Source organism: Rhizobium sp. Nf11,1 (genome assembly GCF_050587665.1).
Taxonomy (GTDB): domain Bacteria; phylum Pseudomonadota; class Alphaproteobacteria; order Rhizobiales; family Rhizobiaceae; genus Rhizobium.
In genome coordinates this window covers 164,410-180,709 of the sequence record NZ_JBOBHU010000007.1, presented here as the reverse complement: position 1 = coordinate 180,709, position 16,300 = coordinate 164,410, and the positions used below count along the sequence as shown (strand labels likewise).

The window sequence follows — 16,300 nt, the reverse complement described above, 5'->3', positions numbered from 1 at the left end:
AACCGCCGGAAAGGGACGTTGCATCCATGTTCACCCCGGAGAGGGCTTTGATATGAACATCTCCAGATTCTTTGTTGACCGACCGGTCTTTGCCGGCGTTCTTTCGGTCCTCATCGTGGTTGCCGGCCTGATTGGCCTGCGCGCGCTGCCGATTTCCGAATATCCCAACGTCGTGCCGCCGTCGGTCGTCGTGCGCGCCACCTATCCCGGCGCCAATCCGAGCGTCATTGCCGAAACGGTGGCGACACCGCTCGAAGAGCAGATCAACGGCGTCGAGGACATGCTCTACATGTCGAGCCAGGCAACCTCGGACGGCGTGCTCAACGTCACCGTCACCTTCAAGCTCGGCACTGACCCCGACAAGGCGCAGCAGCTCGTGCAGAACCGCGTCAGCCAGGCCGAACCGCGCCTGCCGGCGGAAGTGCGCGCGCTCGGGATCACCACGGTCAAGAGCTCGCCCGACTTCATCATGGTCGTCAACCTCGTCTCCGACGGGAACAGCCACGACATCACCTATCTTCGCAACTACGCGACCTTGAACATCAAGGATCGGCTCGCCCGCATCCCCGGCGTCGGCCAGGTGCAGGTCTTCGGCGCCGGCGATTATTCGATGCGTGTCTGGATCGACCCGCAGAAGGCCGCCGAGCATGAACTTGCCGCCAGCGACATCAGCAACGCGATCAGCTCGCAGAACGTCCAGGCGGCCGCCGGCATTATCGGCGCGTCGCCGAGCCAGCCGGGCGTCGACCTGCAGCTCAACGTGAATGCACAGGGCCGCCTGCGCACGCCCGAGGAGTTCGGCAACATCATCGTCAAGACGGGCGCCAATGGGGAGATCACCCGCCTTCGCGACGTCGCCCGCATCGAGCTTGGCGCCGCCGACTATACGCTCAGGTCGCTGCTCGACGGCAAGCCGGCCGTCGCCGTGGCCGCCCTTCAGGCGCCCGGCTCGAATGCCATCGAAATCGCCGACAATGTGCGCGCAACCATGGATCAGCTGCAACTGGCCATGCCTGAGGGCGTCAAATACGAGATCGTCTACGATACGACGAAATTCGTGCGCTCCTCGATCGAGAAGGTCATCGACACGCTGCTCGAAGCCATCGCGCTCGTCGTCCTCGTCGTCATCGTCTTCCTGCAGACATGGCGCGCGTCGATCATTCCGCTGATCGCGGTTCCGGTCTCGATCATCGGCACCTTCGCGGTCATGTATGTCTTCGGCTTCTCGATCAACGCGCTCAGTCTATTCGGGTTGGTGCTTGCGATCGGTATCGTGGTGGACGACGCCATCGTGGTGGTGGAAAACGTCGAGCGCAATATCGAGCATGGTCTGTCGCCGCGCGCGGCCACTTATAAGGCGATGAAGGAAGTGTCCGGTCCGATCATCGCGATCGCGTTGGTGCTCGTCGCGGTCTTCGTGCCGCTCGCCTTCATCTCTGGCCTGTCGGGTCAGTTCTATCGTCAGTTCGCGCTGACGATCGCGATCTCGACCGTCATCTCGGCCTTCAACTCGCTGACCCTGTCACCGGCGCTTGCCGCCCTTCTGCTGAAGGGCCACGACGCGCCCAAGGACTGGCTTACGCGCTTCATGGACGCGATCTTCGGTTGGTTCTTCCGTGGCTTCAACCGCGTCTTCGGCGCAGGCTCGAATGCCTATGGTAAAGGTGTTGGCGGCCTGGTGTCGCGCAAGAGCATCGTCATGGTGGTCTACCTGGCGCTGGTCGGCGCGACCTACAGCATGTTCACCACGGTTCCCGGCGGCTTCGTGCCGTCGCAGGACAAGCAATATCTGATCGGCTTCGCTCAGCTGCCGGATGCCGCAAGCCTCGATCGCACGGAAGACGTCATCAAGCGCATGACCGATATCGCGCTCGCGCAGCCCGGCGTCGCCAATGCAATCGCCTTCCCCGGCCTGTCGATCAACGGCTTCACCAACTCCTCGAATGCCGGCATCGTCTTCGTGACGCTGAAGGATTTCGAGGAGCGCAAGACGCCGGATCTTTCTGGCGGCGCCATCGCCATGGCGCTGAACCAGAAATTCGGCGCAATCCAGGATGCCTTCATCGCCATGTTCCCGCCGCCGCCGGTCAACGGTCTCGGCACGACGGGCGGTTTCAAGCTGCAGATCGAGGATCGCGCAGGCTTGGGCAACCAGGCGCTCGACGAGGCGACCAAGGCAGTGCTTGCCAAGGCCTACCAGACGCCTGAGCTCGCCGGGCTGTTCTCCAGCTTCCAGATCAACGTGCCGCAGCTCTATGCCGATCTCGACCGCGCCAAGGCCGAGCAGCTCGGAGTGTCCGTCACCGACGTCTTCCAGACGCTGCAGATCTATCTCGGCTCGCTCTATGTGAACGACTTCAATGCCTTCGGCCGCACCTACAGCGTCCGTGTGCAGGCCGACGCGAAATTCCGCGCTCAGCCGGAAGATATCGGTCAGCTGAAGGTTCGTTCGGCGTCGGGCCAGATGATCCCGCTTTCGGCACTTCTGAAGGTGGAGCCGAGCACGGGTCCGGAGCGGGCGAACCGCTATAACGGATTCCTCGCCGCCGATATCAACGGCGGGCCGGCGCCGGGCTTCTCGTCTGGCCAGGCACAGGCGGCGATCGAGAAGATCCTACACGAGACGTTGCCTGCTGGCATCGACTTCGAATGGACGGACCTGACCTATCAGCAGATCCTTGCCGGCAATTCGAGCGTCGTCGTCTTCCCGCTCGCGCTGTTGCTGGTGTTCCTGGTGCTTGCCGCACAGTATGAAAGCCTGACCCTGCCGTTGGCGATCATCATGATCGTACCTATGGGTGTCCTGGCCGCTCTGACAGGCGTCTGGCTCACCGGCGGAGATAACAACATCTTCACCCAGATCGGCCTGGTCGTCCTTGTCGGCCTGTCGGCGAAGAACGCGATCCTCATCGTGGAATTCGCTCGCGAACTGGAGTTCGAGGGCCGGACGCCGCGCGAAGCCGCGGTCGAAGCCAGTCGCCTGCGCCTTCGCCCGATCCTCATGACTTCCATGGCCTTCATCATGGGCGTCGTGCCGCTCGTCGTCTCGACCGGCGCGGGCGCGGAAATGCGTGCGGCGATGGGCGTTGCGGTGTTCTCGGGAATGATCGGCGTGACTTTCTTCGGCATCTTCATGACGCCGGTGTTCTACGTGCTGCTGCGGCGGCTGACGGGCAATCGCCCGCTCATCCAGCACAAGCCGGACGAACACAAGGAGGAAGAGGCCGAGGTCATTCGGCTCGCGGCGGAATAAGCGAAATTCAACCTTCCTTTGTCGAGTAAATCGGGCGGGAACTTCGGTTCTCGCCCGTATCGTTTTTCTGGCACCCGATGAAAATGCGTTACGTTCATCAAAACGGTTGCAACCGTGGAGGAGGGGACTATCAAAGGCGGATAGCAGATGGGAGGATCGGCGCGGGCCCCGCTGTCCGGATAAGCGAGACCGGCAAAGCCGGCGCGCTTGCGGAAGTTGCTGAGGCGGACTGCAGCGCTTCGCTTCTAAATTTCGAAGAGAAGAGTGGCCGATCGGGAGGATAATGATGACGGACCGCCAAACGAAGAAACGCCGCCTGCGTTCGCAGGATTGGTTCGACAATCCCGATCATATTGACATGGCGGCGCTCTATCTCGAGCGTTTCATGAATTACGGCATCACCCCGGAAGAGCTGCGCTCGGGCAAGCCGATCATCGGGATTGCCCAAAGCGGCAGCGATCTAACGCCCTGCAACAGAGTGCATATCGAGCTCGCCAAGCGCGTGCGCGACGGCATTCGCGACGCAGGCGGAATACCGATCGAGTTTCCGACACATCCGATCTTCGAGAACTGCAAGCGTCCGACCGCCGCCCTCGATCGCAATCTTGCCTATCTCGGCCTCGTCGAAATCCTCTACGGCTATCCACTCGACGGTGTCGTGTTGACCACCGGCTGCGACAAGACCACGCCTTCGGCGATCATGGCTGCTTCGACGGTCGATATTCCGGCTATCGTGCTTTCCGGCGGTCCGATGCTCGATGGCTGGCACGAAGGCGAACTGGCCGGTTCCGGCACCGTCATCTGGCGGATGCGGCGGAAATATGCGGCAGGCGAGATCGATCGGGAGGAGTTCCTGCAGGCAGCGCTCGACTCGGCTCCGTCCGTTGGCCATTGCAACACGATGGGCACAGCCTCAACGATGAATGCGCTGGCGGAAGCACTCGGCCTGTCGCTCACCGGCTGTGGCGCCATCCCGGCCGCCTACCGCGAGCGGGGGCAGATGGCCTACCGCACCGGACGGCGCGCCGTCGAGATCGTGTTCGAGGATCTGAAGCCATCGGATATCCTGACGCGGGCTGCTTTCCTCAATGCGATCCGCACCAATTCGGCGATCGGCGGCTCGACCAATGCGCAGCCGCATCTGGCTGCGATGGCCAAGCACGCCGGCGTCGAACTTTATCCCGATGATTGGCAGGTGTACGGCTTCGATATCCCGCTTTTGGCCAATGTCCAGCCAGCGGGGGCCTATCTCGGCGAGCGCTACCACCGCGCCGGCGGCACGCCGGCGATCATGTGGGAGCTGCTGCAGGCCGGAAAACTCGACGGCGATTGTCGCACGGTGACGGGGAGGACGATGGCCGAGAACCTCGACGGTCGGCAGGCCAGCGACCGCGAGGTCATTCGGCCATTTGACGAACCGCTGAAGGAGCGGGCGGGCTTCCTCGTTCTCAAGGGCAATCTCTTCGATTTCGCGATCATGAAGATGAGCGTCGTCTCGGAGGATTTCCGCCAGCGCTATCTTCTGGAACCCGGGCGGGAAGGTGTCTTCGAGGGCAAGGCGGTGGTTTTCGACGGTTCCGAGGATTATCACAAGCGCATCAACGACCCCGAACTCGGCATCGACGAGGATACCATCCTCGTCATCCGCGGCGCGGGGCCGCTCGGCTGGCCGGGATCAGCCGAGGTCGTCAATATGCAGCCGCCGGATCATCTGTTGAAGCGTGGCATTCGCAGCCTGCCGACAATCGGCGACGGACGTCAGTCGGGCACCGCCGACAGCCCGTCGATCCTCAATGCATCACCGGAAAGCGCTGCCGGGGGCGGCCTCGCCTGGCTTCGCACCGGCGATATCATCCGCATCGACTTCAACCAGGGGCGCTGCGACATGTTGGTCGACGACGCGGAGATCGAGCGGCGCAGGAGCGACGGTATTCCGCCGGTGCCCGCGGATGCCACGCCGTGGCAGCAGATCTACCGCCGCTCGGTGACGCAGCTGTCGGACGGCGCGGTTCTGGAAGGTGCGTCGGAGTTTCGCCAGATCGCGAAAAACCTGCCACGGCACAACCATTGATTCCGGCGCAGGGCAGCGATAGTGGCTAATTTCCGCTGAAATGCTTCCTGTCCTCCGGGTTGAGTACGCGAGAGATTTCGGCGCGACATTTATCCGCGCCGGAAGTTATTGGGCGCCAAGTAATTTTCTTGAGCTTGCAACGGCATTGTTTCATGGTAATGCGGAAACGAAGCTTACTGCATTGCATCGAAAACGATTATACGCGTGGTCAAGACCATCGGCGCGGCTTCTCCATCGTTCGTCCGGTGCGATCGGGTGGCGGTGATCTGAAAATTGCTTTGCCGTTGGCGGGATGGACTTGCGGGACATTCAATCTGGGAAGGTCGCATGAATTCGGAATTTGCCGTTCGTTCGATGCGGCCCGGCGAATTGGAACTCGTGCTCGAATGGGCGCGTCAGGAGGGGTGGAATCCGGGTCTCGACGATTCGCTTGCATTCCTCGAAGCCGATCCGTCGGGATTTTTCGTCGGCTCTATCGGTGAAGTCCCCGTCGGCTCGATCTCGGTCGTCAAATATGGCGACAGCTTCGCCTTTCTCGGCCTCTACATCGTCCACCCGGATTTCCGCGGCAAGGGTTACGGCAAGGCGATCTGGGAAGCGGGGATTGCCACGGCGGAAGGCCGGACGATCGGTCTCGACGGCGTTGCCGCGCAGCAGGGGAACTATCGCAAGGCCGGCTTCGAGCCCGCCTATTCCACCATTCGTTACGGCGGTGTTGCCTCCTCTTTGCCGGCCTCCACGCTTGTCGCGCAGCCGGCGCTGGATTCACGCCTGGAAGGGTTGCAGCGTTATGATGCGGCGATCTTTCCGCAGCCGCGGGATGCCTTCCTCGCCGCCTGGTGCACCAGCCGCAAGGGGCGGCGTACGGCCGTAGTCCGCAAAAGCCACAAGATCCGCGGTTACGGCACGATTCGCCGCTGTTACGAGGGCTACAAGATCGGCCCGCTTTTCGCCAACGATGCAGACAGCGCCGCGGCGCTGCTTGCCGGATTGATCCCCGAGGCAAAGGGCGCTCAGATCTTCATCGATATCCCCGCCGAGAATCGCGAGGCGATTGCACTTGCCGAAGGCATGGGTCTTCAGCCGGTGTTCGAGACCATGCGGATGTATCGAGGACCCGCCCCGGCGATCCCGCTGAAACACGTCTTCGGCGTGACGACGCTGGAGCTTGGTTAAGCCTAATCCACGGGCGAGGCGGGCACGGTGGGAGCGGACGCTTTCGGCCGGCCCTTTTCGGCGATTGCGATGCCGCCGAGGGTCAGCATCAGCGCTACCATATGGAAGGACTGAAGCCTTTCTCCGATCAGTACGACGGAAAGCAGTGTTCCGAATACCGGCACGAGATTGATGAAGAGACCGGCGCGGTTGGCGCCGATAGCCTCAACGCCTTTAATATAAAGGATCTGCGCCAGCAATGAGGGGAAGATCGCGGTATAGAAGGTGATGCTCCAGCCGGCCTGGTCAGGCCACTGCGCAGCGCCGCGGCCGATCTCCCAGAGAAGCAGCGGCAGCGAGGTCAGCATGGCGGCGAGGGCGGGGAAGGCCATTAGCGTGCGCCAGTCGACCGGCGGTTTCCAGCGCAGGAAAATCGTGTAGAGCGAATAGGCGGCAATAGCGATCAGCATCAGCCCGTCGCCGCGGTTGAGCTGCAACTGCAGCAGCGTGGCGAGGTCGCCATGGGCGGCGGTCAGCGCCACGCCCATCAGCGTCATGCCGAAGCCGAGACATTGCGCCAGCGAGATGCCAGTGCGGAAAAAGAAAAAATTCAACAGGAAGATCAGCATCGGAATGCCGGCTTGCTCGATGGCGACGTTGATCGCCGTTGTATATTGCACTGCCGAATAGAGCATGGCGTTGAAGAGCGTATAGCCAATGGCGCCGTAGCAAAGAAGCAGCGGCAGGTTTTTCCTCGCCACGGGCCAATCCTTCTTCAGTTGCGGCACAGATATGATGGCGATGAACGCGACGGCGAGGAACCAGCGCAGAAAGGTCAGCATCATTGGGCTGATATGGCCGACCGCGAGTTTGCCGGCGACGGAGTTGCCGCCCCAGCAGAGGGTGGCGATGACGAGGCAGATATAGGCTGTGGCTTGCAAGAGCGTTCTTCCTCGTCTTCTTGCGATCGAAGTTCGGATTTTTCCCAGGGGAAATAGACTGCCGGCTGCTGATTTGTCACGTAAAAAGCCCAATCGTCTGTGACAACAGGGTCGCTTTCCCAAAAACAAAGCTTTATAGATGCGCGGGTTTGAGCAGGTGCGCGGTTTTCCGCCGGTAACAGGAAGAGTTGGATGACGAACGTAGTCGTGGTCGGTTCGCAATGGGGTGACGAAGGCAAAGGCAAGATTGTCGATTGGCTTTCGGAACGTGCGGATATTGTCGTGCGCTATCAGGGCGGCCACAATGCCGGCCATACGCTCGTCATCGACGGCACGAGCTATAAGCTCTCGCTGTTGCCCTCTGGCGTCGTGCGTCCCGGCAAGATGGCGGTGATCGGCAACGGCGTCGTCGTCGATCCGCATGCGCTGATCGCTGAGATCGGCCGACTGGAGGCGCAGGGCGTGACGGTTACGCCTGACAATCTGCGCATCGCCGACAATGCGACGCTCATCCTGTCGCTGCATCGCGAGCTCGACGCGATGCGCGAGGATGCCGCGTCCAACAGCGGCACCAAGATTGGCACGACGCGCCGCGGCATCGGTCCGGCCTATGAGGACAAGGTCGGCCGCCGCGCCATCCGGGTCATGGATCTCGCCGATCTCGACAGTCTTTCCGGCAAGGTCGACCGTATCCTAACGCATCACAATGCGCTTCGCCGCGGCCTCGGCGTCGCCGAGATCAGCCACCAGGCGATCATGGACGAGCTGACCTCAATCGCCGATCGGGTGCTGCCGTTCCGCGACACGGTCTGGCTTTTGCTTGATAGGGAGCGCCGCAAGGGCGCCCGCATCCTGTTCGAAGGTGCGCAGGGCAGCCTGCTCGACATCGATCACGGCACCTATCCTTTCGTGACCTCCTCCAACACCGTGGCTGGCCAGGCGGCGGCCGGTTCCGGCATGGGGCCAGGCTCGCTCGGCTATATCCTCGGCATCACCAAGGCCTATACGACACGCGTCGGCGAAGGCCCGTTCCCGACGGAGCTGACCGACGAAATTGGCCAGTTCCTGGGTGAGAAGGGGCATGAGTTCGGTACCGTGACAGGGCGCAAGCGCCGCTGCGGCTGGTTCGACGCGGCACTGGTGCGTCAGTCGGTTGCGACCAACGGCATTACCGGCATCGCGCTCACGAAGCTCGATGTGCTCGACGGTCTCGAGGAACTGAAGATCTGCGTCGGTTATATGCTCGACGGGGAACAGATTGATCATCTTCCCGCAAGCCAGGGAGCGCAAGCTCGGGTCGAACCGATCTATGTCACGCTTGAGGGATGGAAGGAATCGACCGTCGGCGCCCGCAGCTGGGCGGATCTTCCGGCACAGGCGATCAAATATGTTCGCCAAGTCGAGGAACTGATTGGGGCGCCGGTCGCGCTCCTTTCCACCAGCCCGGAGCGAGACGACACGATACTTGTGACCGATCCGTTTGAGGATTAAGGTCACGGCCCACTGTGGAGGACAGTTCGGCAGAAGGCCGGACTTCTTGAGAAAGTAAGAATGGCGGATTTTATTGCAGTTATTCGGCGGGCCGTCGACGGCTTGGCTGAAAACACCCCCGAGATGCGGGTGAAAGTCTACGAACGTGCTCGCGGTGCAGTGCAGCGGCAGCTCGAGAACATGAAGCCGCGTCCGCCGGAAGCCATGCTGCAACGCCAGCTCGAAAAGCTCGAGGCCGCCATCCGCGAAGTGGAGGCTGAACACTCCGAAGCGCTGCCCCTCGAGGAGACGGCCGGCGCCGGTGCTGCACCGGAAACCTTGGAAGAACAAGCGGTTCCTGACGAAAGCACCTTGCCGCCTGCGCCCCAGACCGCTGTCGGCGAGCCGGCGGGTGAAGCCGATGTGGAACCGGCGACGGCCGACGCCGCCCATGAGCCGGATCACCATGAAGCTGACACACGGCAGGAAACTGAGGAAGAGGTCGCGGCCGAGGAGCCGCTTTCCGCGGAAGCTGAGGCCGCACAAACACCTGTTTCCGCTGAGACAGCTGCACCCGCCGAGACCTATTGGCATCCCTCGCATGAGGAGGAGGCTCCGGCCGAGGAATGGCATGCCGGCGAGGCGCGTGACGTCGCCGCCGAAGAAATGCAGCCGGAACATCACGGCTTCGAAACGCCACCTGCCGATCATTCCTACGAGGAAGCCGACGAGCATCGTGCCGATGAAGAGCATTCCGTGGAGGCCGAGGAGATCGCGGCCGAACCGGCGATGGCGGAAAGCCATGAGCCCAAGGCCGAGGCCGCTTACGAGCCCATCGAGTCGTTTCAGCCGATCACACGCGGCCTGGAGCATGCATCCAACCGGCTCGTGGAGCCGGTCGCCGATTTCAATCGTGCCCAGGAATTCGTCGAACATAGCCGCGAGCAGCCGCTGCAGGCGGATGCTGCGGGACATTTCGATCCTGTCTGGGCCGAGCCTGCCGTCGAGACGCCGGCTCCGGCGCCCAAGGATGCGGAGACCGAATGGGCCGAAGAGGAGCTCCGCCAATATTCGGAAACGGCGCCAGTTACCGCCGACGCTTCGGCGCGTGCCTTCGAAGACGTGATATCGAGCCTCGAAAAAATGGCGCCCGCCGCTGTCATGCCGGCCGCCAAGGAAGCTTTCTCCTGGGAGAAGGCTGCCTTCGACGACCTGCCGCCGCTCGAGGCGGGCACCGACAAGAAGACGCCGGTGTCCTCGCATTTCGACGACGTTGATATCTTTGCGGAGGTGCACGACGGCAAGCCTACACCTCCCGCCGGCGCGCCGAGCGAGGCATGGCGCGAAGCGAAGGCGCTGCGGGGCTATGACCGCCGCGGCCCGATCGCCACTGACGATGACGACGCCAACCCGGCGATGGATATCGATCAGATCGTCGCCTCGAAGCTGCAGGGCAAGAATTTCCGCATGGAACCGAAGCGCCGCCGCTTCGGCATCGGCACGATAATTACTCTTCTCTTCGCGCTTATCCTGATCGGTGGCGGCGCCTATGCCGGCTGGGTGAACAGAGAAGCGCTGGTGGCGATGGTCGATGGGCTTGTCAGTTCGGCACCGTCGCAGGCTACGAGGAACGAGGCGGCAATGACGCCGGCGGGCTCCGAGACGCCGGCCCAGCCCGCGCCCACGCCAACCCAGCCAGCCGCACCAGAAGCACAGAATACGCCGCCGGCGCCGGCACAGCCTAACCAGCAAGTAGCGTCCTTGAACAATGACGGCGCGGCGGCCAATTCCAAATTCACGCAACGACTGCTTTCCGACGGGACCGAAGTCGACAGCGGCCCGGCGACGGTGCCGGGAACGCCGACGGCTGAAGGAAAATCGGTGGCCGAGCAGAACGTCGCGGCGGCCGATACGCCGGCGGCCAGCGCGCAAGGCGATGCGGCCCCGCCCGAAACGCTGACGCCCAACGGTCCTGCGGCATCGCCGCAGCAGGCTGCGCCGGTTGGTTCGTCGGAAAAAATGTTCCTCTATGAGGAGCGTATCGGCCAGAGCTCGCCGACGGCGATCGAGGGAACAGTCGTCTGGACCGTCCAGCACGAGGCCGGCCAGGACGGCCGGCAGGAAGCGACGGTACAAGGCAATGTCACCGTTCCCGAGCGCAACCTCTCGGCTCTCGTCACCTTCAAGCGCAATTCCGATCCGTCGCTTCCGGCGAGCCATCTCGTCGAGATCGTCTTTTCGGTGCCGCCCAACTTTGAAGGCGGCAGCATCGAAAGCGTCCAGCGCATCTCAATGAAGCGCACCGAGCAGGATCGCGGCGACGCGCTGATCGCGGTTCCGGCCAAGATCACGGATGATTTTCACATGATCGCGCTCAACGACTATCCCGATGCGCGCAAGGCCAATCTCGATCTGCTGTCGACCCGCAACTGGATCGATATTCCGATCACCTACCGCAACGGCCGCCGTGCGCTGCTGACGATGGAAAAGGGTGGTACGGGAACGGATGCCTTCAATACAGCCATCAAGGAGTGGACTGCACTCGGGGATGTCTCGACGAGCCAGTGAGTGGGTCTCGGTGCGTTGTGCCACCGGCCCCCTCATCCGCCTGCCGGCACCTCCCCGAGGGGGAGAAGGGAATCGTGGCAGCGTCCTGTCTTTCTTAAAGCATTCCTTTTGAAAACGAGGGCGAGCAGCTTGCTTCTCCTCTTCTCCCCAGAGGGAGAAGGTGGCCCGAAGGGTCGGATGAGGGGGCTGCACGGCACGCCCTTCAACGTCCTTCCTGCCGGCATCGCCCGCCACAAAACAAGAACGCCACCTCCCGCATCCGGAAGGTGGCGTTTCCAACTGTCAGTTCAGTTCTATCAGGCCGTGGCTTCGACGACGCGAATGGCCTTGGCGCGTTCCAGGGCTTCCTTGCGGACAGCATCCTGCACCTTTTCAAAGGCGCGGACTTCGATCTGGCGGACGCGTTCGCGGCTGATGTCGAACTCGGCCGAGAGATCCTCCAGCGTCACCGGATCCTCGGCAAGGCGGCGGGCCTCGAAGATGCGGCGCTCGCGTTCGTTCAGAACACTCATCGCTTTCGCCAGCATGCGCCGGCGGGTTTCGAGCTCATCCTGTTCGATCAGCACGTCTTCCTGGCTGTCGTGGTCGTCCACAAGCCAGTCCTGCCATTGACCGCTGTCGCCTTCGGCCGCCTTGATCGGCGCGTTCAGCGAAGCGTCGCCGGAGAGACGGCGGTTCATCGAGATGACCTCCTCCTCCGAGACGTTCAGCTTGGTGGCGATTTCTGAGACGTGCTCCGGCTTCAGGTCGCCGTCGTCGATCGCCTGGATGCGGCCCTTCAGCCGGCGCAGGTTGAAGAACAGGCGCTTCTGGTTGGCCGTCGTGCCCATCTTCACCAGCGACCACGACCGCAGGATATATTCCTGGATCGAGGCCTTGATCCACCACATGGCGTAGGTGGCGAGGCGGAAGCCGCGTTCGGGATCGAATTTCTTGACGGCCTGCATCAGACCGACATTGCCTTCGGAGACGACTTCGCCGATCGGCAGGCCGTAGCCGCGGTAGCCCATCGCGATCTTCGCGACGAGGCGAAGATGGCTGGTGACGAGCTTATGGGCAGCGTCACGGTCGCCATGCTCGGCATAACGCTTGGCCAGCATATATTCCTGCTGCGGCTCCAGCATCGGGAATTTGCGGATTTCGTCGAGATAACGGTTGAGACCGGCTTCGCCGGCGGTAATGGACGGCAAGGTATTTCGGGCCATATTGCACCCTCCTAAAGTGAATTCCGGTTCCCGATGGAAACGCGCCCCCGCGTTAATAGGCGAACCGGGACGTGCGGCTTTTGTTCCAAGCCCGCACTAAGTCTATATACAGATAAGTATGGCGAAACGGCGGTTCAAGGTGCTGCTCACGCAGGTGTGAGGCGGCGAGAGCGGTATCCCGGATCGCCTTTATCGTCGCAAAGCTTCGACCAGTTTCATCATATCGTCCGGCAGCGGTACTTCGAAATGCATGAGTTCGCCGGTGCGGGGATGCTCGAATTGCAGCATGAAGGCATGCAGTGCCTGACGGCCAAAACCGTTGACGATCTTGCGGATTTCTTCGGGCAGAAGATTGGCCTTGGTCCTGAAGCCGGCGCCATAAACGGTGTCGCCAACGAGCGGATGACCGATATGGGCCATGTGCACGCGGATCTGATGGGTGCGACCGGTCTCCAAGTGGCACTCGACCAGCGAAGCGAGCGCGGTCGCGTCAGGGTTTTCCTGGAAGCGCTCGATTACTTCGTAGTGGGTGATCGCCGCGTCCGCATCCTGGCTGTCGGGCCGCTTGACTGCCCGGCGGGTGCGGTCGCCGGTGGCGCGGCCGAGAGGCGCATCGATTGTTCCCGACAGAGTGCGGGGACGGCCCCAGACGACTGCCCGATAGGCCCGCTCCAGCGGCATGGTGCGGCCGTGGTCGGCAAATTGAAGCGAGAGGTGGCGATGGGCGACATCGTTCTTGGCGACGACCATAACGCCTGTCGTGTCCTTGTCGAGACGATGGACAATGCCGGGGCGGCGCACGCCGCCGATGCCTGAGAGCGTATCGCCGCAATGATGGATCAGCGCGTTGACCAGCGTTCCTGTCCAGTTACCGGAGCCGGGATGGACGACCAGCCCCGCCGGTTTCGATATGACGATAAGGTCATCGTCCTCATGCAAGATGTCGAGCGGGATATCTTCGCCCTTTGGGGTCGGGTCTTCCGGCTCGGGCAGGGTGATCTCGAAACTGTCGCCGACGCGCACCTTGCGCTGCGGATCGGTAACCCGCTCGCCTCTCAAAGAAACCAGCCCCTCCTTGATCAGCGCCTTGATGCGGCTACGGGAAAAATCCTCACCAACCTGCGCCGTCAGCCAGGCGTCGAGCCGGCCTTCGGCGGTTTCATCGGCGGTCAGGACTTTTCTAATGCCGGCTGCTTGTTTAAAGGGGTCGCTCAAGACGCTTCTTCTCCGACGTATTTTTAGAACGGAACGCACAGATGACAGCAATCGAGCCAGACGACCAGGAAGAGAAGCCCCTTGATCCGGCGATGGAAAGTGTCCGGCGCAAGATGGTCCGCCTGCAGATTGTTTCCGGCGCCATCATGTTCGTCAGCCTTATGGCGGTCTTCGGCGCTGTTGTCTACAAGACGATGCGCGAGCCCAAGGAGACCGCGTCCACTGCCGCAGCCTCCGGCGTGCCTGCGGATGCACCGCTTGCGGCGAGCCTCTCCCTGCCTCTCGGGTTCAAGGTGCAGTCCACCTCGTTTTCGGCGGGACAGATGCTGTTCTATGGAGAAACGGTTGAAGGCACGAGGAAGGCGCTGGTATTCGATCTGAGGACCGGCCGCACGGTCGCCGACGTCACCGTCGGGGGAAATTGAGGCGGGATGGCCGCCCCGATCGTCATCGACAGCGCCAACGATCCACGCATCGCCGAGTTTCGCGATATAAGAGAGCGTGACCTGACGGGCCGGGAAAACCGCTTTATCGCCGAAGGCACTGTCGTGCTGCGCATGCTCGCCGAGGCGCATGCGGCACGTCGCGGCTTCTCGGCCGAGAAAATCCTGCTGCTGCGCAATCGCGTCGACGGCCTGCAATCCATCCTGGAACGGTTTCCGGCTAGTGTGCCGGTATATGTCGCCGAGGCCGAAGTGCTCGATGGTGTCGTCGGCTTTCATCTGCATCGCGGCGTTCTCGCCCTTGGAAAGCGAGAGGACCGCGGCGAGGCGGCACTTCTCGACGCATTGCCGGAACGGGCGCTGGTGCTGGTCGGCTGCGGCATTTCCAACCACGACAATGCCGGCTCGATGTTTCGCAATGCTGCTGCCTTCCGGGCGGATGCCGTGTTGCTCGACGAAACCTGCTGCGATCCGCTCTATCGCAAGGCGTTACGTGTGTCGGTCGGCTCGGTGCTTAGCGTTCCGCACCGGCGCGGCGGCAAGGCGCTGGACCTGCTCCTGACGCTTGCCCAACGGGGCTTTGCCATCTGGACGCTTTCGCCGCACGGAAAGACCGACATCCGCGCCATTCCCGCTGCGGCACGCATGGCGCTCGTCATCGGCACCGAAGGGGAGGGCTTGCCGGAGGCGCTGCTGGCGCGTTTTCAGAGCGCGCGCATCCCCCAATCAGACGAGCTCGATAGTCTGAACGCGGCAACTGCGACAGGGATCGCATTGTTTTCCATGGCCTCCGCCATGGGGCGGCTATGAGCTTTAACGCAGCGGATTGGCGATGATGGCGGCCGCCCTGTCTGCAAGACTGACGCGATCGCTCGGATTTTTGTTGCCGGCATCCGGCAGTAGCGCGCGGATCGGCGACGAAGGGCCTTCGTCGAGTGCGGTCAGCGCCACCATGTTGGCGGCGATCGAGGCGATCTCCTCGCGGATCGCGCCATCGCGTCCGGTGACGGACTTTGCCTTCTGCAAACGTTCGGCAAGGGCGGCGCTGCGCTTGCGGACATCCTCGCCTATCTCGGCCGTCACAGCGGCCACGTCGAGCACGGATGCGGTCGTGTCTTCGACTGTCAGTTCCGTCGGTAGTTCTGCCGCTATCTTGGCCAGGCCGGCATCGCGCAGGATTCGGTTGATCTTGCGGATCTCGGCATTGGCGGCTTTCAACTGCTCCTTCAACTTGGCGATCTCCTGCTGACGGCGGGCGAGCTGCGTTTCCTTCTCGGAGGCGGAAGCACTTTCGCGCGCAGCCTTATCCTCCAGGCGGATCACCAAATGCTGCTGCTGCGTGAGTTTCTGCTCGACATCCCTAGCCCGCTTCTGCAGCAGGTTGACGTCCTGGCGCAAGGTGTCGCGTTCGTCGCGCAACGCGTTGGCGCGGAATTTCAGGCTTTCCGCTTCGGTCTCACGCGCGGCGAGATCGATTCTCAGCCCGTCGGCCTGTTCGCTGAGTTTGCTCAGCCGCGTCCGCATTGCCGTCAGTTCGGCCTCCTTGTTGGCGGCGGATTGTTCGGCAATATGCAGATTGGTCTTCAGCTGGCTGATATAGTTTTCATCCTTACGCAGGCGCGAGCGCTGCTCGGCCGCCTCGACGTGCATCTCGCCGATCTGGGCCTGCAATTCGCCAATCTCGGCGGCGAGCCTGCCGGCATCGACGGCGAGCGCATCGTGGCGCAGCTGGAGAGACAGGGATTTCTCGCGCTCACGCAGAAGGTCCTGGGTGGTGCGGGCATTTTCGGCGGCATGAAGCGCGCGCACCATATCCTTCTGGGCGCGAACCTCCTGCGGGCTCAGGGGCATTGTCGCCTTCAGGCGGTTCTCGGTATACCAGACAATGCGGCGGTGAACGGCCGGCGAAACCAGAAAGACGAGGAAGGCCGCGGTCAGGAAGCCCAATCCGAACAAGAGAGCGTATTCGATCACGGCGC

The 16,300-nt window shown here is 62.4% G+C and carries 11 protein-coding genes; 7 read left to right on the top strand and 4 right to left on the bottom strand.

Annotation, left to right across the window (positions count from 1 at the left end):
* The first annotated feature begins 52 nt into the window (after window positions 1-52).
* The 3 genes from ACQ7C1_RS13305 (at window position 53) to ACQ7C1_RS13295 (ending at window position 6,500) form a co-directional block, all read left to right on the top strand.
* On the top strand, window positions 53-3,253 hold the full coding sequence (locus ACQ7C1_RS13305; protein WP_085779211.1) for an efflux RND transporter permease subunit: 3,201 nt from the start codon (window positions 53-55) through the stop codon (window positions 3,251-3,253).
* A 286-nt stretch (window positions 3,254-3,539) separates the two neighbouring features.
* Window positions 3,540-5,324 carry an IlvD/Edd family dehydratase gene (locus ACQ7C1_RS13300; RefSeq protein WP_430958638.1) on the top strand — a complete coding sequence of 595 codons (1,785 nt, stop codon included), beginning with the start codon at window positions 3,540-3,542 and terminating at the stop codon, window positions 5,322-5,324.
* A gap of 327 nt (window positions 5,325-5,651) precedes the next feature.
* Window positions 5,652-6,500, top strand: coding sequence for a GNAT family N-acetyltransferase (locus ACQ7C1_RS13295; RefSeq protein ID WP_430958579.1), 849 nt, complete (start codon window positions 5,652-5,654; stop codon window positions 6,498-6,500).
* Window positions 6,501-6,502: 2 nt separating this feature from the next.
* Here the strand turns inward: ACQ7C1_RS13295 and ACQ7C1_RS13290 are convergent, their stop codons facing one another.
* Window positions 6,503-7,420, bottom strand: a complete 918-nt coding sequence (locus ACQ7C1_RS13290; protein WP_183699076.1) for a DMT family transporter — start codon at window positions 7,418-7,420, stop codon at window positions 6,503-6,505.
* 192 nt (window positions 7,421-7,612) lie between these two features.
* Here ACQ7C1_RS13290 and ACQ7C1_RS13285 point away from each other — a divergent pair, with 192 nt between their 5' ends.
* On the top strand, window positions 7,613-8,911 hold the full coding sequence (locus ACQ7C1_RS13285; protein ID WP_085779207.1) for an adenylosuccinate synthase: 1,299 nt from the start codon (window positions 7,613-7,615) through the stop codon (window positions 8,909-8,911).
* 60 nt (window positions 8,912-8,971) lie between these two features.
* On the top strand, window positions 8,972-11,458 hold the full coding sequence (locus ACQ7C1_RS13280) for a hypothetical protein (RefSeq protein WP_430958578.1): 2,487 nt from the start codon (window positions 8,972-8,974) through the stop codon (window positions 11,456-11,458).
* Window positions 11,459-11,754: 296 nt separating this feature from the next.
* Here the strand turns inward: ACQ7C1_RS13280 and rpoH are convergent, their stop codons facing one another.
* Both rpoH and ACQ7C1_RS13270 read right to left on the bottom strand, forming a co-directional pair.
* Entirely contained in the window at window positions 11,755-12,663 is a 909-nt protein-coding gene (rpoH, locus tag ACQ7C1_RS13275; protein WP_085779205.1) for an RNA polymerase sigma factor RpoH, read from the bottom strand.
* A gap of 189 nt (window positions 12,664-12,852) precedes the next feature.
* Window positions 12,853-13,878 carry an RluA family pseudouridine synthase gene (locus ACQ7C1_RS13270; RefSeq protein ID WP_430958577.1) on the bottom strand — a complete coding sequence of 342 codons (1,026 nt, stop codon included), beginning with the start codon at window positions 13,876-13,878 and terminating at the stop codon, window positions 12,853-12,855.
* A gap of 41 nt (window positions 13,879-13,919) precedes the next feature.
* On the opposite strand from ACQ7C1_RS13270, the gene ACQ7C1_RS13265 reads away from it, so the two are divergent.
* Window positions 13,920-14,303, top strand: a complete 384-nt coding sequence (locus tag ACQ7C1_RS13265; RefSeq protein WP_085779203.1) for a hypothetical protein — start codon at window positions 13,920-13,922, stop codon at window positions 14,301-14,303.
* A gap of 6 nt (window positions 14,304-14,309) precedes the next feature.
* Window positions 14,310-15,131, top strand: coding sequence for a TrmH family RNA methyltransferase (locus ACQ7C1_RS13260; RefSeq protein ID WP_221113565.1), 822 nt, complete (start codon window positions 14,310-14,312; stop codon window positions 15,129-15,131).
* A 3-nt stretch (window positions 15,132-15,134) separates the two neighbouring features.
* On the opposite strand, the gene ACQ7C1_RS13255 is transcribed toward ACQ7C1_RS13260, so the two are convergent.
* Window positions 15,135-16,295 (bottom strand): hypothetical protein, encoded by a 1,161-nt coding sequence (locus ACQ7C1_RS13255; RefSeq protein WP_430958576.1) that lies wholly within the window; start codon window positions 16,293-16,295, stop codon window positions 15,135-15,137.
* Between the last annotated feature and the right edge of the window lie 5 nt (window positions 16,296-16,300).

What these genes read in the sequence shown, in the direction of transcription:
- ACQ7C1_RS13305 (WP_085779211.1), top strand. Translation starts at nt 53, where the DNA reads ATGAACATCTCCAGATTCTTTGTTGACCGACCGGTCTTTGCCGGCGTT.
- ACQ7C1_RS13300 (WP_430958638.1), top strand. Translation starts at nt 3,540, where the DNA reads ATGACGGACCGCCAAACGAAGAAACGCCGCCTGCGTTCGCAGGATTGG.
- ACQ7C1_RS13295 (WP_430958579.1), top strand. Translation starts at nt 5,652, where the DNA reads ATGAATTCGGAATTTGCCGTTCGTTCGATGCGGCCCGGCGAATTGGAA.
- ACQ7C1_RS13285 (WP_085779207.1), top strand. Translation starts at nt 7,613, where the DNA reads ATGACGAACGTAGTCGTGGTCGGTTCGCAATGGGGTGACGAAGGCAAA.
- ACQ7C1_RS13280 (WP_430958578.1), top strand. Translation starts at nt 8,972, where the DNA reads ATGGCGGATTTTATTGCAGTTATTCGGCGGGCCGTCGACGGCTTGGCT.
- rpoH (WP_085779205.1), bottom strand. Translation starts at nt 12,663, where the DNA reads ATGGCCCGAAATACCTTGCCGTCCATTACCGCCGGCGAAGCCGGTCTC.
- ACQ7C1_RS13265 (WP_085779203.1), top strand. Translation starts at nt 13,920, where the DNA reads ATGACAGCAATCGAGCCAGACGACCAGGAAGAGAAGCCCCTTGATCCG.
- ACQ7C1_RS13260 (WP_221113565.1), top strand. Translation starts at nt 14,310, where the DNA reads ATGGCCGCCCCGATCGTCATCGACAGCGCCAACGATCCACGCATCGCC.